Below are 23656 nucleotides of genomic sequence, written 5' to 3' on the forward strand. Positions count from 1 at the left end.
GGTTTCAAGGGACGAAATTGGTTCTCAATAACCATGACAAGTTAATGACAAAGCATTAACTTTTTCCCCCGGCTGCGGAGCCTTCGCTGACCTCGATTCGATGGATCCATGCCATGACTTCCGCCACCGCCAGATACAGCTGCGGCGGGATCTGGCGATCGAGGTCCACCTGCATCAGCAGCCGGATCAGGTCCGCCGACGCGTGAACGTAAACCCCGTTCTCCCGTGCCTGCCGCAAGATCGACTCCGCCGTCACGCCATAGCCCTTGGCCACGACCACGGGCGCTTTCGCCTGATCGGCATAAGACAGCGCCACTGCGCGTGGGCGTGGATCGGCCAAGGCGGTCATGCGGCATGCTCCAGCGGTTCCATTGCCGTGATCTGCAGGTCCTGCAGCCGAAATCCGGCGGCTTCGAGACGGGGCCCCAGCTCGTTGCCGTCGCTGCGCAGCCGCACCAGCGTCGCGGCCTCGCCGGCGGCGAGATGCGCCTGAACGAGTTCGCCTGTCAGGCTCAGCCGAAGATCCACCGCGCCCAGCTTCGGCAGAGTGAGCGACACGGTGGTTGCCCAGCGGCGCGGCCGCTCGTTGCGTTCTTGGTTGCGTTCGTCTCCCGATGCATCGGCGGGCTGCTCGGCCTCTTCGTGAATCGACCACTCCATCGGGACGTTCGGCCACGCCTCACCGCTCCAGCGGAAAACCGAGGTAGCCAGAAGGTCGAGCTGCTGATGCACCAGCACCACTGTTTGCGGATGGAGCAGTTCAGCAGCGGCCACCGGTGCGGCCGCGCGCGCCGAAGATGCGGCTGCAATGTTTTCGCCGGTGCCGCGGCTGCCGGCACGCTCATCGAGAGCCACGCCCTGATCGCTCAGCACCGAAGCCTGCGCAGCCGAAGCAGCCGGGACGCCAAGGTGCGTGTAGACGGCAGCCGGCTGCACCTGCGTCGACGCACCAGGCGGAACAGGAACAGGCATGGGTTGCTGCCCCTGGCCGGGCGCGTTCGAGGCAAGCTGGCCCACGGCGGAAATGGGTGGGCTCGCGGCGGGAATCGGCTGGCCTGCCGCAGCAGCGGTTGCGAAAAGCGGATTCGCGGCCAGGGCCTGGCCAGCGGCAGGCAGCCCTGGCTGCTGCGCCGCTGCTGTGCCGGCATTGGCATTCGCGGGCAAGGACGGCTGCGTCAAACGCACTTGCGGCTCCTCGGCCAGTTGCGCCAGCGTGCGAAGCCCGTTGGCGAATTCAAGCAGGTGCGATTCGTAGAAGAGCCCGCTGCCGGTCACTGTCTGCGCCAGTGCGCCGGCGAGCACGGTCGCCGCGGGGGCCTTCGCCGACGGCCACAGCGGCGCCGTGCCGCGCACCGGCTCAGGTTCGGCATGGAGGTCTGTCAGCACGGCACTGATGGCCTGGGCCGCCGCCGACCATTGGGTCGCGACCGAAGGCGGGGCCGCATCGGCGCGCGGTGCGGCAGCCGGTGCCCCGGCCGGCAATACAGCCTCGAGCAGCGCGTGGGACGGCAACCGGACATCGTTCTTGACCTGCTGGACGCCGGCCACGGCCCCGGCCGGCAAGCTGGTGCCGACCTCGGTCTGCAGCGCCGCGAGCTCCGGCCGCAGCGCGGCGAGCTTCGTTGCGAGCGGCGCATCGGCGGGTCCGATCGATCTGTTCATTGCGTTTGCCGTGCTCTCTTGCAGGTCAATACGGCGTGCCGTATGCCCTGCCGAGTTCGCTGCGCATCTGCAACTGGGCCATCTTGGACACCAGGTCCTCGAGTTGCGGCTTGACCATGTCGCACACTTCTTCCTGATCGGAATGGATGCAATCGATCAGGTTGCGCACCTGCTCCAGCTGCACGGGGTCCAGCGACACCTTGCCGATGGCCTTGAGCCGGTCGACCAGCGCCGCGCACCGGGCTTCGAGCTCGGCAAGCCGTTCCCATTCCTTGGCGCGGGCGAGCGCCGCCATGAGCGACATGGTCGAGGCCAGTTCGCTGTAGCAATGGAGGACTTCGTGGCGGACCGGCATGGCCTGCGATTCCGGTGTTTCAGTTGTCGGCACTTGCACCGCCGACTTCGCGCCATGCAGACGCAATGTTTTCGAGAATTGCTTCGGCCTCGTCCAGCGCCTTCACGTCGTGGTGCAGGTTTGCGTACAGCAGCCGGCGAATCACGAAGTCGTACAAGGCCGACAGGTTGGCCACCAGCTCAGCGCCCGCGGCGCCTGCCGCCTTGGCATCCAGGCTGGCCTTCAGGCCGTTGTCGACGATGCTGATGGCCTTGGAAATTGCATTGCCCTTGGCCACGGTGTCGCCGCTTGCCATGTGGTGCCGCGCCATGCCAATGGTGGTGACGACGCCGTCGAACAGCATGACGATGAGCTGGTGCGGCGACGCGCTCATGGCTCGCGTTTCCACGCCGACGCGTGCATACGCGTTGGCACCGGCTCTGAAGTTGTGAGAGGTGTACATGGATTGCTCCGCTGGAATTACTTGCTGCTGCTGCTTTGCATGCTTGCGAACTGCTGCGTGAGATAGCTGCTGGTGCTGCTCATCTGGCTCATCAGCAGGTCGAGCTGGGTGAACTGCGCGCGATAGCGCTCCACCTTGGCGTCCACGCGCATCTTCATGTCGGTGAACTGCTGGTCGAGCTGCTTGAGGGAGGCCGTCATGCCGTCCGAAGCCACCTTGAGCGCGCCGCCGGTGGAGGTGAGGTTGTCGACCACCGCGCTGATCTGCTTGCCGTAGCCGGCGGTGCTGCCGGTCGCGCTCGAGAAAAGCCCTGCAACGCCCGACAGATTGGTGCTGATGGCCGCCTTGAGCTTGGTCGAATCGGCCAACATGGTGCCGTCCTTCTGGAACGTGACGCCAATTTCCGACAGCACCTTCAGGTCGGTCGGCCCGCCGGCCTGCGGCGTGGTGAGCGCCTGGCGGATGCGCGTCTGCAGGTTGCGAAGCGTCGAGTCGCCGACCAGCGCGGCGCCGGTCTTCGAATCCTTGTCGTAAGTGGTCAACGTGTTGGCCGTGGCCTGCAGGCTGTTGTAGGCCTTGACGAAATCGTTGATCGCCGCCTCTACCGTGGCCGTGTCGGGTTGCGTTGCCAGGTTGCTGGTACCCGTTTTCAGCAGGTTGAGCGTGGTGCCCTGGATGGCTTCCTTCACGGCGTTGCTTGCGCTGGTTACGGCAATGCCGTTGACCGTGAGCTTTGCGTTCTGCCCGACCACCGTCTGGCGCAGGTTCTGCGCGCCGGCGGGATCGTTGTTCAAGAGGCTTTGCAGCGATGCATCGCCGGCCACCGAGACGCGCATGCTCGACGCTTCGCCGGTCTGCAAGGAAGTGAGAACCAGCCGGTTGGGCGTGCCGCTGCCGTCGTTCACGATGCTGGCCGAAACACCGGCCTTTGCCGCGTTGATTGCGTCGCGAATGCCTTCGAGCGTGTTGTTGGTGCCATCGATGGTGATCGGCACGGCGGTACGGGTTGCGTCTTTGTTGAAGCTCGCGCCGCTGTACGTTCCGGTTGCGGCATCGAGCGTGCCGCCGGCCACGGTGCCGAAGTCGATGGTGATGGTGCCGCTGCCGATGGCCGTCTTGGCGCTTGCCTGCCCTGCCGCCACCAGCGACTGCGACTGCGCGAGCTGCGACACGTCCACCGTGTAGGTACCGGCCGTGGCCTTGCTTCCGGCCGATGCAGTCAGCACCTCGGGCACGCTCGATGTCACCTTTGCGCCCTGGAACAGCGCGGGGTCGGCCAGCTTCTTGGCAGCTGCCTGCAGCGTGCTGAGCGAGTTCTGCAGCGTGCCGTAGGCCGACAGCTTGCTCGTGTAGCTCACCTGCCGTTGCTGCAACAGCACGAGCGGCTGGCTCTCCGCCGTCTCGAGCTGGGTGAGCAAGGTGCTCAGGTCGAGTTTGGAGCCGACGCCAAGGCTGCTGATCGATGCCATATTGAGATGTCCTGAAAACTACGAATAAGACGAAGAAGATGAAGGAAGGAAACCCGTCAGGCCTCGTGGCTCACCAGCAGGCCGGGCGCCTTGCCCAGAACCTTGGCGATGCGCACCACTTCCTCGGAAGGAATCTGGCGGATGACCTCGCCGCTCGCCCGGTCGACCACCTTGACGATGATCTTGTCGGTGTCCTCGTCCATCTCGAACTGCAACCCGACCGAACGGCTCTGCAGCGATGCGTTGATCTCGTGCACCGCCTGCGCAACCTGCGTGGGCGCAGCCTCTTCGACCACGCCCGCCGGCACGGCTGCCGGCTCCGCCGAGACAGGCGCAGCCACGCCGGCGGTCCGCTCGGAGAGCATCTGCACCCACCACTGGCCGTCTGCCGCCGGGGTTACGGGAATCGACATGATTTCCACCTTCTTGATTGCTTTCGCTGTCGTCTGAGGCCTGGCCGGAGCCAAGCCTCAGGGAACAGCGCAGGCGGAACCGGGCTTTCACCCGGAGGCCTGCGCAATGCCTTTTCAGATCAACGCAGGAGCGACAGCACGCCTTGCGTGGTCTGGTTCGCCTGGGCCAGCACCGAGGTACCGGCTTGCTGCAGGATCTGCGCGCGGGTCATGTTCGACACTTCGACTGCGTAGTCGGCGTCTTCGATGCGCGAACGCGAAGAAGACAGGTTGGTCACCGTGGTGCCGAGGTTGGCGATCGTGGAGTCGAAACGGTTCTGCACCGCACCCAGCGAGCTGCGCAGGTCGTCGACCATCTTCAGCGCTGCGTCGAGCTTCTTCATCGGGTCGATCGAAGCCGCACCGGCGAACTCGGCCGTCTTGCCAGCGCCGCTCAGGACGATGTCCGTGCCGGTGTTGTCGAAGTCGGTCGGCGTTGCGCCGCCGTTGGCCAGGGCGCCTGCGCCGACGGCGAAGCTCTTGCCTTGCACGGCAACGTAAGCGGTGGCGGCGCCAGCGGCGTCCACACCCACCTTCACCAGCTGGTCGGCCAGCGCAACAGCGGTCGTCACGCCGTTGTCGGTGTCGGTGAACTCGACGTCGGCCACGTTCAGCACCACGTCGCCGGTCGTGTCGTCCACCGAAGCAGCGTAGAAGTCGTCACCCGACTTGACCACGAAGTTGGCGGTTGCGGCGCCGGTGGAGTCCTTCACGTTGTGCAGGCTCAGCGAACCGGCGTCCACGCCCAGCGCCGTAGCGGCGGACGACAGGTCGACGTCCGTCGGCGTGCCGCCGAGGTTGGTCTGCGTGATCGGAGCGCTGACCGGCAGCGCATTGCTGCTGACCGAGAAACCAGCAAGACCGAGCGTCGTCGAATCGATCTGCTTGAGGTCGATCTTGATGGTTTCGCCGTCGTTGGCGCCGACTTGCACGGTCAGCGGCTTCGCGCCGGCCGACAGGACCTTCACGCCGTTGAAATCGGTCTGTGCCGAGACACGGTCGATTTCGCTCATGCGCTGGGTGATTTCGTCCTGGATCGACTTCAGGTCGCTGGCCGAGTTGCTGCCGTTGGCGGCTTGCACTGCCAGTTCACGAACGCGCTGCAGGTTGTTGTTCACTTCCTTCAGTGCGCCTTCAGTCGTTTGCGCCAGCGAGATGCCGTCGTTGGCGTTGCGCTGGGCTTGCGACAGGCCCTTGATGTTGGCGGTGAAGCGGTTGGCAATGGCCTGGCCCGCTGCGTCGTCCTTGGCACCGTTGATGCGCAGGCCCGAAGACAGGCGCTGGATCGCGGTGTTCAGCGACGATTGCGACGCATTGAGGTTGTTCTGCGTGAGCAGCGAGAGACTGTTGGTGTTGATGACTTGCGCCATGTTCGACTCCTGATAGACAAAGGTTGTGGACTCCGGCCGTCCGGCCGCAACGCTGGACCCGCTCCCACTGTGAGACTCAAGCCATCGTTGTTTTAGTTATCGGCAGGGCTTTCGAAACATTTAGAGTCCGGCGCAAAAAAGTTGCGCTGCCCACAACCACAGGGCTCAGGCGGGCAGGTTCATCACTTCCTGATAGGCGGCAACCAGGCGGTTGCGCACCTGCAGGCCGGTCTGGAAAGCCACGTTGGCTTTCTGCAGGTCGACCATGACGTCGTTCAGCGCAACGCCCGGCTTGCCCATTTCGAAGTCTTCAGCCTGGCCGTAGGCCTTGGTCTGCGCCGTGCTGATGTTGTCCAGCGAGCGGCGGAGCTCGGCGGCAAAGCCTCCGGGCTGGGCCGCTTCGGCGGCGGGCTGGGCAATGCCGGTCTGGAGCGAGGTGGCTCGCATCTGCTGCAAAACGGACTCGATGGCGGCAATCGACATGGAATGCTTTCTCTCTCTGGTGAATCTGGGGTGGACAAGGAAGCACCGAGGCACTCCCGCGTGTTTTCAGCGTATCAGGGGAAGCCCTTGGGACATGCCCCCAACTGACGGCAAAACCCCCAGTTGTTCGACCAATCGAATATGGCGCGCCTGCTGAGAATCAACGCCGATCCCCAAGCCCGCTGACGACACCACAGCCCACCGGCATGACTCCAGAACATCGAAGCCTCCAGCCCCTCACCATGACCCCGCGCCGCCCGGCGCTCCTGGCCGTGACCGGGGTACTCGCATGAGCCGCCGGGCCGCTCCCAAGGCGAATACCGCAGCCCGCAGGGCGGAGGTTTTCCAATGAGTTCGGCGGCGCCCGCGGGCGCCATGCCGTCGCCCGGCTCCGCATTTGCGGACCGCATGCGCGCCCAACCGAAACTGCCCCTGATCGTCGGCGCGGCCGCGATCGTCGCGGCCGCCGCCGCGTTCCTGCTCTGGAGCCGCGCTCCCGACTACGGCGTGCTCTATACCAATGTGTCGGACCGCGACGGCGGCGCCATCATTGCGTCGCTGCAGCAGATGAACGTGCCGTACAAATTCGCCGAAGGCGGCGGCGCGATCCTGATCGCCGGCGACAAGGTGCCCGAAGTGCGCCTGAAGCTCGCCGCCCAGGGCCTGCCCAAGGGCGGCGGCGTCGGCTTCGAACTGCTGGACAACCAGAAGTTCGGCACCAGCCACTTCGCCGAACAGGTCAACTACCAGCGCGGCCTGGAGGGCGAGCTTGCGCGCTCCATCGAATCGATCGGCTCGGTCGAATCGGCGCGCATCCACCTGGCGCTGCCCAAGCCTTCGCTCTTCGTGCGCGACCAGAAGAAGCCTTCGGCTTCCGTGGTGCTGACGCTGCACCGCGGCCGGAGCATCGACGAAGGCCAGGTCAGCGCCATCGTGCACATGGTTTCCAGCAGCGTGCCCGAACTGAACGCCAAGAGCGTGACCGTGGTCGACCAGCACGGCAACCTGCTGTCGGCCGCCAACGCCGGCGCGCGCGGGCTGGACGTGAGCCAGCTGAAGTACGCGCAGGAAATCGAGCAGGGCTACATCCGCCGCATCGAGGCCATCCTGCAGCCCATCGTCGGCGCGACCAACGTGCGCGCGCAGGTCGCGGCCGATATCGATTTCTCGGTGGTCGAGCGCACTGAAGAAAGCTACAAGCCGAACCAGGACCCCCGCTCTACGGCGATACGCAGCCAGCAGTCGAGCGAGTCGACGCAGCAGGGCGCCACGCCGCCCGGCGGCGTGCCGGGCGCGTTGTCGAACCAGCCGCCGCAAACGCCGGCCGCTCCGATCACCGCGCCGCCGGCGCCCAATGCCGCACCCAGGCCGCCAGCGCCTGCGGCCCCGACGACAGCCGGCTCGGCACCGGGCAGCGCACGCAAGGACGTGACGACCAACTACGAACTCGATCGCTCCATCCGCCACGTGCAGCAGGGCGCGGGCGGCGTCAAGCGGCTGTCGGTGGCGGTGGTGGTGAACCACCGCGACGCACCGGACGGCAACGGCAAGATGAGCCAGCGCGCGCTCACACCGGCCGAGGTCGAACAGATCCGCAACCTGGTCAAGGAAGCGATGGGCTTCAGCCAGGAGCGCGGCGACTCGCTCAACGTGGTCAACAGCGCCTTCGCCCGTGAAGGCGGCGGCAGCCAGGCCGGACCCGAGCTGCCCTTCTGGCGCGACCCGGCCAACCTGGGCCTCGCCAAGACGGCCGGACAGTACCTGCTGCTCGCCTTCCTCGCGCTGTTCGCCTGGTTCGCCGTGCTGCGGCCCCTGCTGCGCAAGCACCTCGCGCCGCCGGTTGCCCCGGCAGCCAGCGCATCACCCGCCTCCGGCGCAGCCGGCGAAGCAGGTGGGTTGAGCGACGAAGAAGAAGCAACCGCCTCGCAGACCGGCGCACGGCAGCGCGAGGCGGAACGCCAGAGGGCCAACCTGGCCTACGCGCACGAAACCGCCGACCAGGACCCGCGCCTGGTGGCCACGTTGATCAAGCACTGGATGAACACATGAGCGACGCCGGCACCCGAAAAAGCGCGATTCTGCTGATGTCCCTGGGCGAGGACCGCGCCGCGGCCACGCTGCACCACTTGCCTGCAACCGAAGTGCAGGCCCTCGGTGTCGCGATGGCCAAGCTGAGCCAGGTCTCCAAGGACGAACTGGCGGCCGTGCTGGCCGAATTCCGCATGGAGACCGAGCAGCTGTCCGCGCTGCACCTGGGCTCCGGCAGCTACATCCGCGCCGTGCTGCGCAAGGCGCTCGGCGACGACCGCGCGAGCAACCTGCTCGAAGACATTCTTCAGCCCGACCAGCCGCACGGCGGCATCGAACGGCTCAACGACCTCGAAGCCGGCGAAGTGGTGGAGCTCATCCGCGACGAGCATCCGCAGATTCTCGCCACGCTGCTGGTGCACCTCGACCGCAAGAAGGCGTCGGAGGTGCTGGAAAAGCTGCCCGAGCGCCTGCGCCACGACGTGATCCTGCGCGTGGCCACCTTCGGCGGCGTGCAGCCCGCGGCGCTGGCCGAGCTGACCGACGTGCTCACCGAAATGCTCTCCGGCGAAGGCCTGAAGCGCAGCCGCCTGGGCGGCGTGCGCACCGCCGCGGAAATCGTCAACCTGATGAACAGCGCACAGGAAGAGGAAGCGATTGCCCATGTGCGCGAGCACGACGAGGCGCTGGCCCAGCGCATTCTCGAAGAGATGTTCGTGTTCGAGAACCTGCTCGACCTGGAAGACCGCTTCATCCAGCGCCTGCTCAAGGACATCGAGTCCGACTCGCTCATCGTCGCGCTCAAGGGCTCGGCGCCCGAGTTGCGCGAGAAGTTCCTCAAGAACATGTCGCAGCGTGCGGCCGAGACGCTGCGCGAAGACATCGAGCTGCGCGGCCCCGTGCGCGTGTCGCAGGTCGAGACCGAGCAGAAGGCCATCCTCCAGGTGGTGCGCCGCCTGGCCGATGCCGGAGAAATCGTTATCTCTGCGCCGGGAACCGATGACTTCGTCTGAACACACGTTGCGAGCCCGGTTCTTCGGTGCTCCCGGGAGTCGATGAAATGACCTTCCCCAATCAATCCTTTGCGTCCCGCGCGCGGCAGAGCATGCCGCCGATGCCTGCCAAGCCGCGCCTTTCCGCCTGGCAGCGCTGGGAGATGAGCTCGCTCGACGAGGAGGCGCTTGCAGCGGGAACCCCGATCGAAGCGGCCGCCGCGCCGCGCGTGGACCCCGCGGCCCTGGCCCGCGAGGCCGAGCTCGAGCGCCTGCGGCTGGAGGCACGCGCCACCGGCGAGGCCGAGGGCCGCCGCGAAGGCTGGGCCCAGGGCCATGCCGAAGGCCACGCTGCCGGCCTGGCTGCCGGCCTGGCCGGAGCCAGCGCGCATGCCGAGCAGCTGCGCGCGCTCGCCGCGTCGCTGCCCGCCGCACTGCGCAGTGCCGAAAGCGAACTGGGCGATGCCGTGCTGGCGCTGGCGTTCGACGTTGCGCGCCAGGTGATTCACCGCACCCTGCGCGTCGAACCCGAATGGGTGCTCGCGCTGGTGCAGGACCTGCTGCACACCGAGCCCGCGCTGCAAGGCGAGCCGCGCCTGCTGCTGCACCCGGAAGACGTGGCACTGGTGAAGAACAGCCTCGGCAACGAACTGCAGGCCGCCGGCTGGCAAGTGCGCGCCGACGACACCCTGGCCCGCGGCGGCTGCCGCGTGCGCTCCGCGAGCGGTGAAATGGACGCGAGCCTGGAGACCCGCTGGAAGCGCGTGGCCGGTGCGTTCTCGCGCGGCGGCGGCGAACCCGATGGAGCCTGAACCGATGCCAGCCGCAGAACAGACCCCATCCGCAATGCCTGCAATGCCTGATGCCAATCCGCATCTGCAGTCGTGGCTCGGCACGCTGGCGCAGGCCCGCAACGATGTCGCCCATTGCGCGACCATCACCACCTCGGGCCGCCTGACCCGCGCCGTCGGCCTGGTGCTGGAGGCCGTGGGCCTGCAGCTGCCCGTCGGCAGCGATTGCCTGATCGAATTGCCGCCCGGCTATCCGCAGCGCCATGCAGAAGCCGAAGTGGTCGGCTTTGCCGGCGACCGCCTGTTCCTCATGCCGCAAAGCGAAGTGGCCGGCCTGCTGCCCGGCGCCCGCGTGTTCGCGCGGCCCGGCCCCGTGTCATCCAATGCGGGCGGCAGCTCCGGCGATGCCCATACCAAGCGCCTGCCTGTGGGCGAAGGCATGCTCGGCCGCGTGGTCGACGCAGCCGGCCGGCCGCTCGACGGGCTCGGCCCGCTCGACGTCAGCCGCAGGGTGCCGCTGAGTTCGCCGCCGATCAACCCGCTCGCGCGCGCGCCGATCGATTCGGTGCTCGACGTCGGCGTGCGCGCCATCAACGCCATGCTCACGGTGGGCCGCGGTCAGCGCATGGGCCTGTTCGCCGGCTCCGGCGTGGGCAAGAGCGTGTTGCTGGGCATGATGGCGCGCTACACCAGCGCCGAGGTCATCGTGGTCGGCCTGATCGGCGAACGCGGCCGCGAGGTGAAGGATTTCATCGAGAACACGCTGGGCGAAGAAGGCCTGGCCCGCGCCGTGGTGGTGGCCGCGCCGGCCGACAACTCGCCGCTGCTGCGCCTGCAGGGCGCGGCCTATGCCACCTGCCTGGCCGAATACTTTCGCGACCAGGGCCGCGACGTGCTGCTCATCATGGATTCGCTCACGCGCTATGCCATGGCGCAGCGCGAGATTGCATTGGCCGTCGGCGAGCCGCCGGCCACCAAGGGCTATCCGCCTTCGGTGTTCGCCAAGCTGCCGGCGCTGGTCGAGCGGGCCGGCAACGGTTCGCGCGACGCCAATGGGCATGGCGGCTCGATCACGGCTTTCTACACGGTGCTGTCCGAAGGCGACGACCAGCAAGACCCGATTGCCGACTCGGCCCGCGCCATCCTGGACGGGCACGTGGTGCTGTCGCGCACGCTGGCCGAAGCCGGCCACTACCCGGCCATCGATATCGAGGCTTCCATCAGCCGCGCGATGACGTCGCTGATCGAACCCTCGCAGTTCGACACCGTACGCCGCTTCAAGCAGGCGCTCTCGCGCTACCAGCGCAACCGCGACCTGATCAGTGTCGGCGCGTACGCGGCCGGCCACGATCCGCAGCTCGACCAGGCCATTGCGCTGTACCCGCGCATCGAGGCCTTCCTGCAGCAATCGATGGAAGAACGCTGCGACTACGCCGCCTCGATCGCGCGCATGGGCAGCCTGTTCGAACCAGCCTGAGCCACAACCACAACGGAGCCGCCATGCCGCACAAACTTCCGCTCGACACGCTCACCGACCTCGCCCGCACCAAGACCGACGATGCGGCCCGGCAGCTCGGCCTGCTGCAGAACGCGCAGGTCAGCGCCGCCCAGAAGCTGGAGCTGCTGCTGCAATACCGCCAGGACTACAGCGACCAGTTGCACGTACTGATGCAGAACGGCCTGCCCTCGGCCCAGTGGCACAACTACCGCAACTTTCTGGGCACGCTCGACGGTGCCATCAAGCAACAGCAGGCCATTGCCGCGCAAGCCGCCAGCCGGCTGGACCACGGCCGCAACGAATGGCAGCACCACAAGCGCCGCCTCAATTCCTTCGATGCGCTGGCCGAACGGATGCGGCGGCAAGAACTCGTGGTCGGCGCACGGCGCGAGCAACGCGACAGCGACGAACGCGCGGCACGGAAGTTCTTTGACCGCGCCTCCCAACCGACACCTTGACGTTTTCCTGAAAACCGCCATGCCCACCTTCATCGCTCCTTCCTTCGCCCCGAACGCAGCCGGTGCCTCGGCCTCTTCAACGGCTTCCGGCCCACGCGGCCGCAACGCGGACGAAGCCGACGGCCGCAGCTTCAACGCGGTGCTGACCCGCACGCGCGGCGCCGGTGCATCGCAGGCAAAGGAAGATTCCGCTTCGCCCGCGCTCGACGCCAGGGCACGGCACAAGCCCTCGCGCGCGGGCGACCGCAAGGACGAGCTGCCCGCGGAACTGCTGCCGCTCGCATTTTTTACGCCGACCATGCCCGCATTGGCCTCGTCGCCTGCGGCGGCATCGGCGCTTGCGGCCGGCGCAACCGTGGCGGCCACCCTGCCCGAAGGCGGCCAGAGCCTGTTGACGAACGATGCGGCCGTGGCGGCCCTGCCCACCGACGTTGCCGCGGATGCGGCACCTGGCGAAACGGCCGAAGCAAAAGATATGGAAGGCGAAGGCCCGGCACCAGCGGCGCTGTCGCGCGATGTGCAAACCCTGGCGTCGGAGGCCGCACAACCGAAGAACAAGGGTGGCGCAGAAGCCGCCATTGCGCTGCCGGCGGTCCCATCGGCACGACCTGCAACGGCAGGTGCCGTTGCAGGCCCGGCGGGCGTGCCGGTTGCCGGTGCGGTTTCTGCCAGCGATGCAACCGCCGCCACCGTGGCTTCCGTTGCCGGCGAACAAGCAAAGGGCGCGGGCGCTTCCGTGATTGCCGGCGAAGCCCAATCGGCCCCGGCAGCCGCCACGGCCACGGCTGCGGGCGGCAAGCTCGACCTCGCTTCGGCCGCTTCGGATGCGGCGGAACCGTCCCTCATGCCACAGGCAATGACTTTTGCAACCGCCGCGGCCGACCGCGCGAACCAGCCCGCCAGTGCCAGCCAGGTGCCGGTACTCAACGTGGCGCCGCCCGTGGGCTCCGACGAATGGGGCCAGGCCGTCGGCCACCAGATGCTGCGCATGAACGCCGCGGGCGCCCAGGTCGCCGAACTGAACCTGAACCCGGCCGGCCTCGGTCCGCTCAAGGTGACGCTCTCCATCGGCGACAACCAGGCACAGGCGATGTTCGTCTCGGCCCATGAAAGCGTGCGCAAGGCCGTGGAGGCTGCGCTGCCGCAATTGCGCGCGAGCCTTGCGGAACAGGGCATCAGCCTGGGCCAGACCTCGGTCGGCGCGGAGGCGCATCGTTTTGCCGGACAGGACGGTGCCTTCGGCCAGCAAGCGCAACAGCAGGGATCGGCCCGGCAGCCGCAATACCCGGCGCCCGGCCGCGCGGAGGCCGTTGCCGCCGCCGATCCGCTGCACGGCAACCCGCCGCCCGCCGCGCATCGCACGCCGAGCGCCGGCGTGGACACCTTCGCATGAGATGAACGCGGGATCTGAGGCCTTTTCCCGCGCTTGATCAGCCCTTCGTTTGCCGGGCACCTGGCAAAGAATAGTCAGAACCAGACTTCGTTTCGCAGCTCCAAATATGGCTACCAGTCCTTCCGTCGCACTCGCTCCTCCCGCTACTGCCACCGCTCCCCGTTCATCGAAGCTGCGGATCGTGATCCCGATCGTTGCGCTGGCCTGCGCCCTTGCCGGCGGCGGCGGCTATTTCTGGATGAGCCAGCGCTCTTCCGCCGTGCCGTCTGCGCCAGCGGCACCGCCGGTGCCCGACAAGCCGATCTTCGTGACGCTCGAGCCCTTGACCGTGAACGTGCAATCCGAAGGCCGTGCGCGCTTCCTGCACGTGGGCATGGCCCTCAAGGTGCGCAACGAGCAGGCCAAGGCGCACGTCGTCGAGTACATGCCCGAGGTGCGCAGCCGGCTGCTGCTGCTGCTGTCGAACCGCCCGCCCGAATCGCTGGTGACGACCGAAGACAAGGCCCGGCTGGCCGAGGAAATCCGCGTCGAGTTGAGCCGCCCCCTGGGTGCGGGCCTTCCTCCGCAGGAGATCGGCAGCGTTTCCTTCAACACCTTCGTGGTGCAGTAATCTTTTTTCGGACCGGCGATTCATGGCCTACGAACAGGTGCTCTCCCAAGACGAGGTCGACGCGCTATTGCAGGGCGTCACCGGAGGCGGCGTCGAGCAGAACGAAAGTGCGGCCCCCAGGCCCGACGGCCTCCCGGTGTACGACCTGGGCGCGCCCGACCGCGTCGTGCGCAGCCGCATGCACACGCTGGAGGTCATCAACGAGCGCTTTGCGCGCCATCTGCGCAGCTCGCTCTTGAACTTCATGCGCCGCAGCCCCGACATCTCGGTCGGGCCGGTTCACATCCAGCAGTACGGCGAGTTCGTGCGGCACCTGCCGGTGCCGGCCAACATCAACATGCTGCACATGAAGCCGCTGCGCGGCACGGCACTTTTCGTGTTCGATCCGAAGCTGGTGTTCCTGGTGGTCGACAACCTGTTCGGCAGCGACGGGCGCTATCACGTGCGCGTCGAGGGCCGCGATTTCACGCGCACCGAGCAGCGCATCATCAAGCGCCTGCTGAACCTCACGCTGCAGTGCTACGCAGACGCATGGCAGCCCGTGTTCCCGCTGAGCTTCGACTACGTGCGCGCCGAAATGCACGGCAAGCTGGCCAACATCGTCGCGCCGAACGAAGTGGTGATCAACACCACGCTGCAGATCGAGTTCGGCCCTGTCGGCGGCTTTCTGCACGTGTGCATTCCCTATTCGATGATCGAGCCGATCCGCGACCTGCTCTCCAACCCGGTGCAGGACGAGATCGAGGTCGACAAGCGCTGGGTGCGCCAGATGTCGCAGCAGATGCAAAGCGCCGACGTGGAACTGAGCGCCGAATTCATCACGCTGCCCTCGACCATCGGCGAGGTCCTCAAGCTGCAGGCGGGCGACGTGCTGCCCATTGAACTTCCTTCGTCGATCACCGCACGCGTCGACGGCATTCCGGTGATGGAGTGCGGCTACGGGGTTTCGAACGAGCGCTATGCCCTGCGCGTGCTGCAGATGATCTCCCACCAAGACAGCGATCTGAAGAACGAACATGACTGACAACACCCCATCCTCCAGCGATGCGGACGACTGGGCCAGCGCGCTGGCCGAGCAGACCGCGGCTTCCGCACCCACCCCCGCGCCAGCGCCGGCCTTTGCGCCCGCTCCCGCACCCGCGCCCACCGCCGCCCCCGCGGGCAGCCGCGTCTTCCAGCCGCTGCAACCCGCCCCGTCCGCGGCCGGTTCGCCGGTCGACGTGGAGCGCATCCTCGACGTGCCGGTGCAGCTGACGGCCGAGCTCGGCCGCACCCGCATCACCATCAAGAGCCTGCTGCAACTCTCGCAAGGTTCGGTGGTGGAGCTCGACGGCCTGGCCGGCCAGCCGCTGGACGTGCTGATCAACGGCTACCTGATTGCGCAAGGCGAAGTGGTCGTGGTGAACGAGAAGTACGGCATCCGCCTGACCGACATCGTGACGCCCTCCGAGCGCATGCAGAAGCTCGGCCGGTCATGAGCTTCCTTGCCAGGCGGTTGCGGCAGGCCGCCGCATCGTTTGCGGCCGCGGCGTGTGGCCTGGCCGCGCACTTCGCACACGCCGCGCTGCCGACGGTGCCTTCGCCCGTCGAAGCGGCGCCGGCGGTCGGTGCGTCCAGCCTGCTGCAGGCCGGCTTCGGCATGTTCGCGGTGCTGGGCCTCATCTTCCTGTGCGCCTGGGCGGCACGCCGCTTCGGACTGCAGCGCCTGGGCGGCGGCCAGTTCGTGAAGGTGGTTTCAAGTGCCATGGTCGGCCAGCGCGAACGCGTGGTGGTGGTCGAGGTTGGCGCCACCTGGCTGGTGCTCGGTGTTACATCGAGCCAGGTCAACACGCTGCATTCGATGCCCGCACAAGCGGTGTCCGCAAACCCGGTTTCGGGCGAGGCGGCCAACACGCCAGACCCGCGTTTTGCCGGCGCGGCGGGCCTGTTCGCTCAAAAACTGCGCGACTCTCTCGGACTCAGGCAGCGGCCGAACCCATGATCCGCATCACTTCCCATCGACGCTTTCGCGGCGTCGTGCTGACGCTGCTCGCCCTCACGCTGCCGATGACGGCATGGACGCAGGGCCTGCCCGGCCTGACCAGCTCGCCCGGCCCGGGCGGCAGCCAGACCTGGTCGCTCAGCGTGCAGACGCTGGTGCTGCTGACCTCGCTCACCTTCCTGCCGGCGCTGCTGCTGAGCATGACGAGCTTCACCCGCATCCTCATCGTGCTAGGCCTGCTGCGCACGGCGATCGGCACGCAGTCTTCGCCGCCCAACCAGATTCTGGTGGGCCTGTCGCTGTTTCTGACCTTCTTCGTGATGTCGCCGGTGTTCGACAAGGTCTACGAAGAAGCCTACAAGCCGTTTTCCGAAAACAAGATCACGGCGGAGAAGGCACTCGAGAAAGGCATTGCGCCCTTCAAGTCCTTCATGCTCAAGCAGACCCGCGAGAACGACCTGGCCCTGTTCGCCAGGCTCGCGAAGATTCCCGACATGCAGGGGCCCGAAGAAGTGCCGCTGCGCATCTTGCTGCCCGCCTTCGTGATCAGCGAACTGAAAACGGCGTTCCAGATCGGCTTCACCATCTTCATACCGTTTCTCATCATCGACCTGGTGGTGGCCAGCGTGCTGATGTCGATGGGCATGATGATGGTGCCGCCTGCCTCCATCGCATTGCCCTTCAAGCTGATGCTGTTCGTCATGGCCGACGGCTGGCAATTGCTGATCGGCGCACTCGCACAGAGCTTTTATCTTTAGAGGTCCGGAATGACACCCGAATCCGTCATGTCCCTGGGCAGCCAGGCGATCCACGTCTCGCTGCTGCTCGGCGCGCCGATGCTGCTGGTGGCGCTGGTCGTCGGCCTGATCATCAGCATCTTCCAGGCTGCCACGCAGATCAACGAGGCCACGCTGTCCTTCATTCCCAAGCTGCTGGCCGTGTTCGCGGTGCTGGTGATTGCCGGCCCGTGGATGCTGGCGCAGATGCTCGACTACATCCGAACGCTGTTCTCGAGCATTCCGCAGCTCGTGGCCTAGGATGGACGCCCCCCGAAGCGCCTTCGGCGCCTCCCCCCACTGGGGGGCGCACCCGGCGGCCCGGCAAAGCCGGTTCCGCGGGTGCACTGGACTGGGCTCGCTGTATATCCTGGCCCGGCCGAAGACCTAACATGCCCGCCATTTTCTCCGTCACATCGGCGGAGCTCACCGCCTGGCTGACGGCCTTCCTGTGGCCGTTCGTGCGCATGCTGGCGCTGGTCAGCACCGCGCCGGTGTTCGGCGAGCCCGGTGTTTCGCGCCAGCTCAAGGTGGCCATTGCGGCCTTGCTGACCATTGCCATTGCGCCGACGCTCGGGCCCATGCCACCGGTGCCGGTGGTTTCCGCCGGCGGCATCTGGATCATCCTGCAGCAGGTGCTCATCGGCGGCGCCATCGGCTTCACGATGCGCATGGTGTTTGCCGCCGTGCTGGCCGCGGGCGAATACATCGGCCTGCAGATGGGCCTTTCCTTCGCTTCATTTTTCGACCCGATGGCCGGCGGCGCCACGATGGTGATCGCGCGGCTGATGCACATGCTGGCCATCCTTCTCTTTCTGGCGGTGGACGGCCATCTGCTGATGGTGGCCGGGCTGGCCGAAAGCTTCAGCACGCTGCCGATCGCCGATGCGCCGCTGGCTGCGCAAGGCTGGATGTTCCTGGTACTGGGCGGCGGGCAGATCTTCATCAACGGATTCATGCTGGCGCTGCCGCTGGTGACCGCGCTGCTCACGCTGAATCTGGCGATGGGCATCCTGAACCGGGCCTCGCCGCAGTTCAGCATCTTTGCGGTGGGCTTTCCGCTCACGCTGCTCGCGGGCATCGGCATGATGCATCTGCTCATGCCGCAGTTCGGCGCCTTCCTCGAGCCGCGCTTTGCCGCGGGGCTCTCTTCGATACTCCAGCTGACGCAGGCGCTGCGGCCCTGAGCTTCCTGCATCCGGGGCTGGCCCTCGCCGGTCGAGGCAGCGTGCACCGCCTCGCCGTTCATCACAGGTAGTTGAACAGCGCAATGCTGTGCAGGCGGGCAAAGGTCTGCTGCGTTGCCTTGAGCGAGGTTTCGCGCTGGAGGTATTCCGAGATGGCGCTGGCCGGGTCCAGGTCGACCAGTTCCGAGAGGTAGCTCTTGTCGATCAGGAAGCGCGAGGCGCCGCCGGTGTTGAGCGCGTCGAGCTCGTTCATGCGCGAACCGACCGACGACGTGACCGTGAGCACGTTGTCGTGCGCGTTGGTGATCTTGACGTTGAAGGTGCTCAGCGAGTTGAGCAGCTCGGCCTGTGCCGCTTCGCCGCCGCCGGTCAGCGGCTTCCTGAGCGCCGTGACGAGCTCGCCGATGGCGGCGAACACGTCGGTGCCGGCGTTGCGGGCCGTGGCCACCTGGAAGGTGTCGCCGTCGGCGGGCGTGCCGCTCATCTTGATCTGAACGCCGCCGAAGGCAATCGGCGCGTCGGGCACGTAGGGGCCCGTTGCGGCGACCACGGGCGGCGTGTCCTGCGTGGTCACGGTGTAGTTGCCGCCCGCGAAGCTGATGACGAAGTCCTTGCCGTAGTTGGCATCGGTCGCATCGGTAAGGCCCACGGCGCCGAAGACGCCGGAGCCGGTGTTGGCCGCGCCGGCCGAGCTCACGTAGCCCGCCCCACCCTGCACCGACTGGAACACGCTGCGTCCGTCGTCGGTGGTCGACATCTGGCGCGACACGTCGATCTGCATCAGGCGCTGGCCCTGGTCGCCCATGTACTGGACGCCGCCGCCGGCCTCCGTCACGAAGGGCGGGCTGGCGCTCTTGAAGCCGGCGAACAGGAACTGGCCGTTGCCGTCGTCGGCGTTGGCCACGTTCACCAGCTGGTCCAGGTTGCTCTGCAGCGTGGTGGCCAGCGAAGCGCGGTCGGCATCCGACAGCGTGCCGTTGCCGGCCTGCACCGCCAGCGTCTTCATGTTCTGCATGATCGAGGTGGCCGACTTCAGCGCGGTTTCCTCTTGCGAGAGCGAAAGCATCGCGCGGCTGCGGCTGCTGGCGTATTGCGCCGACTCCGCCATCGACTGGTTGACGCCCAACGCGCGCGCGGCGGCCACCGGGTCGTCGGCCGGCGTCAGGAACTTGGTGCCCGCGGCAAGCTGCTGCTGAATGCGGAACAGCTGCTGCTGCTGCGAACCCAGCGCACTCATGCTCTGGGCGTAGAAGGATTGGGTGCTGATGCGCATCTCGACTCCTGAGGTTCTTCTGTATTAAGTGGGTGCGGAATCAGCCGCGGATGCCGAGAATCGCGTCGAACATGGTCGATGCGGTCTGGATCACCTTGGCATTGGCCTGGTACATCTGCTGGTACATCAGCAGGTTGGCGGTTTCCTCGTCCTGGTTCACGCCCGAGATCGAATCGCGGCTGGCGCGGATCTGGCTCGTGACGCTGTCCTGCGTCTGCGTTGCCACGCGGATCTCCATGGAGCGGTTGCCGACCTCGCTCACCAGCTTGGCGAAGGCGCCGTTGAAGGTGGAGGTGCCGCCGTCCATGGCGTTCTTGCGCTGCAACGCGCCGAGCTTCAGCGCGTTGCTGCCGTCCGACACGCCGCCCACGTTCTTGCCGATGGTGAAGGTGTCGCCCTGCGCGGGCGCGCCCGTGAGCTTGACTTCGATGCCGTCGAAGCGGATGGAGGCACCGGCGGTGTACGGAACGGCCGTGCCGGCGGGGTAGTTCGTGGCTGTGCCGTCGGCCAGCGTCACCGTGACGGCGGAGGTTGCCGGAAAGCCCGACAGCGTGTTGGCGCCGGCGTCGTACGCCAGCGTGACCGTTGCGGCGAGCGGCGTGGCCAGGTAGCCCGCATCGACCACGGCGGGGCTCAGGGCGCCCGTGCCCTTGTTGCCGACCGTCTTGCCCGTGACCAGCGGCGATGCGGCGGCCACCTTGGCCGTTTCGCGCACCAGCACGTCCATGTCGCGCGCACCGGTGCGCGTGGGTTGCACCAGGAAGGAATCGCCCGCCTGCGCGGTGCCGCTGGCCACCGACAGGCTCACGCCGTCGAAGCTGGCGGGGAACGCGGTGTAGTCACCCATGACCTGTTTGTCCGACAGCCGCGTGACGGTGTAGGTCAGCGTGCCGGCCACGTCTTTCACCAGCACCGAATAGTCGCTGGTCGAGAGCTGGGAGGTGTCGGTCACGCTGGCACCGAGCACCATGTCGCCGCCGTTCTTCGCATTGGAGAACACACCGGGTACGGCTTGCGAGAAGAAGTCCGTGCCGAGCACGCCGTTCAGATCGACGCCGAGCTTGTGCTGGTTGTTGAATTCGTTGCCCAGGGCCATGGCGAGCCGGCCGACGGCGTTTTGCGTGCTGGTGAGCGTTTCGGCGCGGAAGGCCAGAAGCCCTCCCAGCGATCCGCCGGTGAGCACGTTGTCGTTGAGCTCCGAGACGGTGCCGGCCACGCCGACCAGCGCCATTGCCTGGCGCGTGGGATCGGCGGCGGACTGCACGGCCTGCATCTTCGCGGCCCGGTCGCCCAGCACCAGTGTCTGGCCGTTGCCGATGAAGACGTTGTACTGGCCGCTGTCCTGCTCCATCACCTTGACGTCGACGATCTTGCCGAGCTCGCTCACCAGCTGGTCGCGCTGGTCCATCAGGTCATTGGGCGGCTGGCCGCCGGCCATGGCGCTGAGCCGGCTGATCTGCTGGTTCAGGCTCGCGATCTGGGTGGCGAAGGTGTTGATCTTCTCGGCGCTGCCTTCGATCTGCTCGTTGACAGAGCTGTTCAGGTCCGTGAGGTACTGGTCGGTGGAGCGGAACTTGTTGGCCAGCGACTGTGCCGCGCTGATGAGCTGCTGGCGCGCGGCCGGGTCGGCCGGCGTGTTGGCCACGTCCTGCACGCTGGCGAAGAAGCTCTGCATCAACGGCGTAATGCCGGCCGTCTTGTCGGCCAGCAGCGAATCGATGCGGTTGATTTGCGAGCCGTAGCTCGCAAGTGCGGCGCCCGCGGCTTCGGCACCGTTGAGCTGGGCCGTCAGGTAGCGGTCGTAGCTGCGCTGCACCGTGGTCACGCGCGCGCCGTTGCCCACGAAGCCCGCGCCGGTGACCGTGCCGCCGAGCGAAGAGACCAGCGCGGTCTGGCGGTTGTAGCCGGTGGTGTACACGTTGGCCGTGTTGTGGGCCGTGGTCATGAGCGCGGTTCGCGCCACGCTCAGGCCGGACAGGCCCGTATAGAACATCGACATGAGGCTTTACCTGTAAAACGTTTATTGCTTGACGGAAGGCGCCGCTTCGGACACCTGTTTCTTGTTTATCGGCAGGGCCGGCGAAAAATGAAGTGCCGGGACAGTCGGGCTGAACTTCATGCTTCCAGCCTGAACACGCTCACCGCCTCCACCAGGCTGGCGGCCTGCTCCTGCATCGATTGCGCGGCAGCAGCTGCTTCTTCGACCAAGGCCGCGTTCTGCTGCGTGACCTGATCCATCTGCGCAATCGCCTGGTTCACCTGCTCGATGCCCGTGCTCTGCTCCTGGCTCGCCGCGGTGATCTCTCCGATGATGTCGGTCACGCGCTTCACGCTGCCCACGATCTCGGCCATGGTCTTGCCGGCTTCGCCCACCAGCGCACTGCCCACGTCGACCTTGCCTACGGAGTCGTCGATCAGGCCTTTGATTTCCTTGGCGGCTGCGCCCGAGCGCTGCGCCAAGCTGCGCACTTCGGAAGCGACCACCGCAAAGCCGCGACCCTGCTCACCGGCACGTGCGGCTTCCACCGCCGCATTGAGCGCCAGGATGTTGGTCTGGAACGCGATGCCGTCGATCACGCCAATGATGTCGACGATCTTCTTGGACGAGGCATTGATCGAGGCCATGGTGTCGACCACCTGGCCCACGACGTTGCCGCCCTTGATGGCCACTTCGGAGGCCGAGAGCGCGAGTTGATTGGCCTGGCGGGCGTTGTCCGCGTTCTGCTTCACCGTGCTGGTGAGTTCTTCCATCGAAGCGGCGGTCTCTTCGAGCGAGCTGGCCTGTTCCTCGGTGCGGGAAGACAGGTCCTGGTTGCCTGCGGCAATCTGGCCCGAGGCCGTGGCGATGGCGTCGGTGCCGGTGCGCACACCGCCGACCACGGTGGCCAGGCTGGCGCGCATCGATTCAACGGCCCGTGTGATGACGCCGATCTCGTCGCGGCGGTTCGAGCTCAGCTGACGCGACAGATCGCCCTGGCCTATCGTCTGCACGTGTTCGCCCAACACGCTGAGGGGCCGCACGGTACGCCGGAGGAAGATGATGAGCGCCGCACCCAGTACCACCGCAGCCAGCGCGATGAAGCCGCCGAGCACGGTCATCTCGCGGTAGAGCTCGGCCATCATCTCCGAAGCGGGAATTTCCGCGACCACGAGCCAGCCGGTTGCTTCGCTCTTGCTCACGGACGCGTAGTGCTTTTCTTGCTGCGCCGGCAAAAGCACCGCGGGCGCGTTGTCCAGCCACGCGGCGTCGTCGCTCTTCAGCCGGCCGATCCAATCCACGGCCTCGGCATCCTTGAGCAGCTCGGAAAGTTTTTTCCCGGCCGCGGTCGGATGGAAAACGATCGTCGCCGCGGCGGGATCCGCCCCCGGGTTGACGATATAGAGCCCGCCCGTGTCGAAGATGCGCGTCTTGCCCACGGCTTCGCCGAACGAGGCCTGCTGCTGCGAGATGTCCATGCCGATGTAGAGCACCGCGACCACGTTGCCCGCGGCATCGCGCACCGGGTCGTAGACGGTGATGTAGGGCCGCCCGAACAACGTGACGCGTCCGACGAACCGCTTGCCCGAGCGCAGCACCGGATACGCGGCGCTCTTGCGGTCGAGCAGCGTGCCGATCGCGCGCTCGCCATTCTCCTTTTTGACGGACGTGGTCACGCGGCGGAAATCTTCGCCCTGGGCCACGAACACTGTGGCGTTGGCGCCGGGAAAGTCGCGTGCGAACGCATCCACCTCAGCGGTGCTGCCACTGTTGATTGCCACGCCGAAGCTGCTCACGACGCCCTGCGCCGCATCTTCGACCGCAAAAGTGCCCGCAAACTGGCGCCGGAAAACGCCGTATGCGTTCTCTGCGGTCATCTGCATGGTGCGGTCGAAGATGTCCAGCGAGCGGGCGATAGCTTCGGCCTTGGCGTTGGCGTACTGCGAGGCGCTGTGCTGCTGTTGCGCAGAGCCGATGACGTAGAACACGCCGAGGAGGAACACCGTGACCGCAAAGATGGCAATGGTGACCCTGACGGTCAGCGTGCGCGCCAACGAGACAAAGGGGCGCTGTGGCTGGGACGAATCCGTGGCTACTGCGTTCATCAGGGGCTCCTGCTGCGGTTGGGTTAGAACTCGGTCCAGTCACCCGCGGTGCCGCGGGCCAGGGCCAAGGGAGGGGTGGAGGCAATGGCCTCCTTCTTGCGCGGGTTCGCGAACGAACGGGCCGGCGTCGCCTCGGGCATGTGCGAGGGTTCGACGCGGGTGGCATGTTCGCCATGCGCGCCAGCCTCGAGCCTGAACACGCTCACCGCCTCCACCAGGCTCGCGGCCTGCTCCTGCATCGATTGCGCCGCAGCGGCCGCTTCTTCCACCAGCGCCGCGTTCTGCTGCGTGACCTGGTCCATCTGCGCGATGGCCTGGTTCACCTGCTCGATGCCCGTGCTCTGCTCCTGGCT

The 23656-nt window shown here is 66.8% G+C and carries 24 protein-coding genes and 1 pseudogene; 13 read left to right on the forward strand and 12 right to left on the reverse strand.

Annotation, left to right across the window (positions count from 1 at the left end; genetic code table 11):
* Positions 1–55: 55 nt before the first annotated feature.
* From ABIC94_RS07575 to fliE, 8 genes are all read right to left on the reverse strand, one after another.
* A complete protein-coding gene (locus ABIC94_RS07575) occupies positions 56–349 on the reverse strand; it encodes an EscU/YscU/HrcU family type III secretion system export apparatus switch protein (protein ID WP_354372415.1) in 294 nt (97 codons plus the stop codon).
* Positions 346–1662, reverse strand: coding sequence for a flagellar hook-length control protein FliK (locus tag ABIC94_RS07580; protein ID WP_354372416.1), 1317 nt, complete (start codon positions 1660–1662; stop codon positions 346–348). Before ABIC94_RS07580 ends, ABIC94_RS07575 begins: the two co-directional genes overlap by 4 nt.
* 25 nt (positions 1663–1687) lie before the next feature.
* Positions 1688–2017: a flagellar protein FliT gene (locus tag ABIC94_RS07585; protein WP_258502102.1), complete on the reverse strand. Its 330-nt coding sequence runs from the start codon at positions 2015–2017 to the stop codon at positions 1688–1690.
* A gap of 19 nt (positions 2018–2036) precedes the next feature.
* On the reverse strand, positions 2037–2459 hold the full coding sequence (gene fliS, locus ABIC94_RS07590; RefSeq protein WP_354372417.1) for a flagellar export chaperone FliS: 423 nt from the start codon (positions 2457–2459) through the stop codon (positions 2037–2039).
* Between the two features lie 17 nt (positions 2460–2476).
* Positions 2477–3928, reverse strand: a complete 1452-nt coding sequence (gene fliD, locus ABIC94_RS07595; protein WP_354372418.1) for a flagellar filament capping protein FliD — start codon at positions 3926–3928, stop codon at positions 2477–2479.
* Between the two features lie 56 nt (positions 3929–3984).
* Positions 3985–4341 (reverse strand): flagellar protein FlaG, encoded by a 357-nt coding sequence (locus tag ABIC94_RS07600; protein WP_354372419.1) that lies wholly within the window; start codon positions 4339–4341, stop codon positions 3985–3987.
* A 119-nt stretch (positions 4342–4460) separates the two neighbouring features.
* The gene (locus ABIC94_RS07605; protein WP_354372420.1) at positions 4461–5750 is read right to left on the reverse strand and encodes a FliC/FljB family flagellin; all 1290 of its coding nucleotides are present in this window, start codon (positions 5748–5750) and stop codon (positions 4461–4463) included.
* A 165-nt stretch (positions 5751–5915) separates the two neighbouring features.
* Complete coding sequence (fliE, locus tag ABIC94_RS07610; RefSeq protein WP_354372421.1) at positions 5916–6233, reverse strand: flagellar hook-basal body complex protein FliE; 318 nt, start codon at positions 6231–6233, stop codon at positions 5916–5918.
* 348 nt (positions 6234–6581) lie between these two features.
* Between fliE and fliF the strand changes: the two genes are divergently transcribed.
* From fliF to fliR, 13 genes are all read left to right on the forward strand, one after another.
* Complete coding sequence (gene fliF, locus ABIC94_RS07615) at positions 6582–8282, forward strand: flagellar basal-body MS-ring/collar protein FliF (RefSeq protein WP_354372422.1); 1701 nt, start codon at positions 6582–6584, stop codon at positions 8280–8282.
* The gene (gene fliG, locus ABIC94_RS07620; RefSeq protein WP_354372423.1) at positions 8279–9274 is read left to right on the forward strand and encodes a flagellar motor switch protein FliG; all 996 of its coding nucleotides are present in this window, start codon (positions 8279–8281) and stop codon (positions 9272–9274) included. The genes fliF and fliG overlap by 4 nt, the downstream gene beginning before the upstream one ends.
* A gap of 47 nt (positions 9275–9321) precedes the next feature.
* On the forward strand, positions 9322–10065 hold the full coding sequence (fliH, locus tag ABIC94_RS07625) for a flagellar assembly protein FliH (protein WP_354372424.1): 744 nt from the start codon (positions 9322–9324) through the stop codon (positions 10063–10065).
* A 4-nt stretch (positions 10066–10069) separates the two neighbouring features.
* The gene (gene fliI / locus ABIC94_RS07630) at positions 10070–11521 is read left to right on the forward strand and encodes a flagellar protein export ATPase FliI (protein ID WP_354372425.1); all 1452 of its coding nucleotides are present in this window, start codon (positions 10070–10072) and stop codon (positions 11519–11521) included.
* Positions 11522–11544: 23 nt separating this feature from the next.
* Positions 11545–12000: a flagellar export protein FliJ gene (gene fliJ / locus ABIC94_RS07635; RefSeq protein WP_354372426.1), complete on the forward strand. Its 456-nt coding sequence runs from the start codon at positions 11545–11547 to the stop codon at positions 11998–12000.
* 19 nt (positions 12001–12019) lie between these two features.
* On the forward strand, positions 12020–13393 hold the full coding sequence (locus tag ABIC94_RS07640; protein ID WP_354372427.1) for a flagellar hook-length control protein FliK: 1374 nt from the start codon (positions 12020–12022) through the stop codon (positions 13391–13393).
* 106 nt (positions 13394–13499) lie between these two features.
* Positions 13500–14003, forward strand: coding sequence for a flagellar basal body-associated protein FliL (fliL, locus tag ABIC94_RS07645; protein ID WP_354372428.1), 504 nt, complete (start codon positions 13500–13502; stop codon positions 14001–14003).
* A 22-nt stretch (positions 14004–14025) separates the two neighbouring features.
* Positions 14026–15027 carry a flagellar motor switch protein FliM gene (fliM, locus tag ABIC94_RS07650; RefSeq protein WP_354372429.1) on the forward strand — a complete coding sequence of 334 codons (1002 nt, stop codon included), beginning with the start codon at positions 14026–14028 and terminating at the stop codon, positions 15025–15027.
* Positions 15020–15481, forward strand: coding sequence for a flagellar motor switch protein FliN (gene fliN, locus ABIC94_RS07655; protein ID WP_354372430.1), 462 nt, complete (start codon positions 15020–15022; stop codon positions 15479–15481). The genes fliM and fliN overlap by 8 nt, the downstream gene beginning before the upstream one ends.
* Positions 15478–15984 carry a flagellar biosynthetic protein FliO gene (gene fliO / locus ABIC94_RS07660; RefSeq protein ID WP_354372431.1) on the forward strand — a complete coding sequence of 169 codons (507 nt, stop codon included), beginning with the start codon at positions 15478–15480 and terminating at the stop codon, positions 15982–15984. The genes fliN and fliO overlap by 4 nt, the downstream gene beginning before the upstream one ends.
* A 65-nt stretch (positions 15985–16049) precedes the next feature.
* Positions 16050–16742, forward strand: a complete 693-nt coding sequence (gene fliP / locus ABIC94_RS07665) for a flagellar type III secretion system pore protein FliP (protein ID WP_354372445.1) — start codon at positions 16050–16052, stop codon at positions 16740–16742.
* Positions 16743–16751: 9 nt separating this feature from the next.
* A complete protein-coding gene (gene fliQ, locus ABIC94_RS07670; RefSeq protein ID WP_354372432.1) occupies positions 16752–17021 on the forward strand; it encodes a flagellar biosynthesis protein FliQ in 270 nt (89 codons plus the stop codon).
* A 131-nt stretch (positions 17022–17152) separates the two neighbouring features.
* Positions 17153–17947: a flagellar biosynthetic protein FliR gene (fliR, locus tag ABIC94_RS07675; RefSeq protein WP_354372433.1), complete on the forward strand. Its 795-nt coding sequence runs from the start codon at positions 17153–17155 to the stop codon at positions 17945–17947.
* 61 nt (positions 17948–18008) lie between these two features.
* Here the strand turns inward: fliR and flgL are convergent, their stop codons facing one another.
* From flgL to ABIC94_RS07695, 4 genes and pseudogenes are all read right to left on the reverse strand, one after another.
* The gene (gene flgL, locus ABIC94_RS07680) at positions 18009–19220 is read right to left on the reverse strand and encodes a flagellar hook-associated protein FlgL (RefSeq protein WP_354372434.1); all 1212 of its coding nucleotides are present in this window, start codon (positions 19218–19220) and stop codon (positions 18009–18011) included.
* 40 nt (positions 19221–19260) lie between these two features.
* A complete protein-coding gene (flgK, locus tag ABIC94_RS07685; protein WP_354372435.1) occupies positions 19261–21219 on the reverse strand; it encodes a flagellar hook-associated protein FlgK in 1959 nt (652 codons plus the stop codon).
* Between the two features lie 116 nt (positions 21220–21335).
* Entirely contained in the window at positions 21336–23303 is a 1968-nt protein-coding gene (locus tag ABIC94_RS07690) for a methyl-accepting chemotaxis protein (protein WP_354372436.1), read from the reverse strand.
* Positions 23304–23326: 23 nt separating this feature from the next.
* Positions 23327–23656: pseudogene (locus ABIC94_RS07695) on the reverse strand (methyl-accepting chemotaxis protein); the annotation flags it as partial.

This window comes from Variovorax paradoxus (assembly GCF_040544635.1).
Classification (GTDB): domain Bacteria; phylum Pseudomonadota; class Gammaproteobacteria; order Burkholderiales; family Burkholderiaceae_C; genus Variovorax; species Variovorax paradoxus_R.

Bases quoted from the DNA above. Each gene is read 5' to 3' on its own strand.
- ABIC94_RS07575 (WP_354372415.1), bottom strand. From the start codon at position 349: ATGACCGCCTTGGCCGATCCACGCCCACGCGCAGTGGCGCTGTCTTAT.
- ABIC94_RS07580 (WP_354372416.1), bottom strand. From the start codon at position 1,662: ATGAACAGATCGATCGGACCCGCCGATGCGCCGCTCGCAACGAAGCTC.
- ABIC94_RS07585 (WP_258502102.1), bottom strand. From the start codon at position 2,017: ATGCCGGTCCGCCACGAAGTCCTCCATTGCTACAGCGAACTGGCCTCG.
- fliS (WP_354372417.1), bottom strand. From the start codon at position 2,459: ATGTACACCTCTCACAACTTCAGAGCCGGTGCCAACGCGTATGCACGC.
- fliD (WP_354372418.1), bottom strand. From the start codon at position 3,928: ATGGCATCGATCAGCAGCCTTGGCGTCGGCTCCAAACTCGACCTGAGC.
- ABIC94_RS07600 (WP_354372419.1), bottom strand. From the start codon at position 4,341: ATGTCGATTCCCGTAACCCCGGCGGCAGACGGCCAGTGGTGGGTGCAG.
- ABIC94_RS07605 (WP_354372420.1), bottom strand. From the start codon at position 5,750: ATGGCGCAAGTCATCAACACCAACAGTCTCTCGCTGCTCACGCAGAAC.
- fliE (WP_354372421.1), bottom strand. From the start codon at position 6,233: ATGTCGATTGCCGCCATCGAGTCCGTTTTGCAGCAGATGCGAGCCACC.
- fliF (WP_354372422.1), top strand. From the start codon at position 6,582: ATGAGTTCGGCGGCGCCCGCGGGCGCCATGCCGTCGCCCGGCTCCGCA.
- fliG (WP_354372423.1), top strand. From the start codon at position 8,279: ATGAGCGACGCCGGCACCCGAAAAAGCGCGATTCTGCTGATGTCCCTG.
- fliH (WP_354372424.1), top strand. From the start codon at position 9,322: ATGACCTTCCCCAATCAATCCTTTGCGTCCCGCGCGCGGCAGAGCATG.
- fliI (WP_354372425.1), top strand. From the start codon at position 10,070: ATGCCAGCCGCAGAACAGACCCCATCCGCAATGCCTGCAATGCCTGAT.
- fliJ (WP_354372426.1), top strand. From the start codon at position 11,545: ATGCCGCACAAACTTCCGCTCGACACGCTCACCGACCTCGCCCGCACC.
- ABIC94_RS07640 (WP_354372427.1), top strand. From the start codon at position 12,020: ATGCCCACCTTCATCGCTCCTTCCTTCGCCCCGAACGCAGCCGGTGCC.
- fliL (WP_354372428.1), top strand. From the start codon at position 13,500: ATGGCTACCAGTCCTTCCGTCGCACTCGCTCCTCCCGCTACTGCCACC.
- fliM (WP_354372429.1), top strand. From the start codon at position 14,026: ATGGCCTACGAACAGGTGCTCTCCCAAGACGAGGTCGACGCGCTATTG.
- fliN (WP_354372430.1), top strand. From the start codon at position 15,020: ATGACTGACAACACCCCATCCTCCAGCGATGCGGACGACTGGGCCAGC.
- fliO (WP_354372431.1), top strand. From the start codon at position 15,478: ATGAGCTTCCTTGCCAGGCGGTTGCGGCAGGCCGCCGCATCGTTTGCG.
- fliP (WP_354372445.1), top strand. From the start codon at position 16,050: ATGACGGCATGGACGCAGGGCCTGCCCGGCCTGACCAGCTCGCCCGGC.
- fliQ (WP_354372432.1), top strand. From the start codon at position 16,752: ATGACACCCGAATCCGTCATGTCCCTGGGCAGCCAGGCGATCCACGTC.
- fliR (WP_354372433.1), top strand. From the start codon at position 17,153: ATGCCCGCCATTTTCTCCGTCACATCGGCGGAGCTCACCGCCTGGCTG.
- flgL (WP_354372434.1), bottom strand. From the start codon at position 19,220: ATGCGCATCAGCACCCAATCCTTCTACGCCCAGAGCATGAGTGCGCTG.
- flgK (WP_354372435.1), bottom strand. From the start codon at position 21,219: ATGTCGATGTTCTATACGGGCCTGTCCGGCCTGAGCGTGGCGCGAACC.
- ABIC94_RS07690 (WP_354372436.1), bottom strand. From the start codon at position 23,303: ATGAACGCAGTAGCCACGGATTCGTCCCAGCCACAGCGCCCCTTTGTC.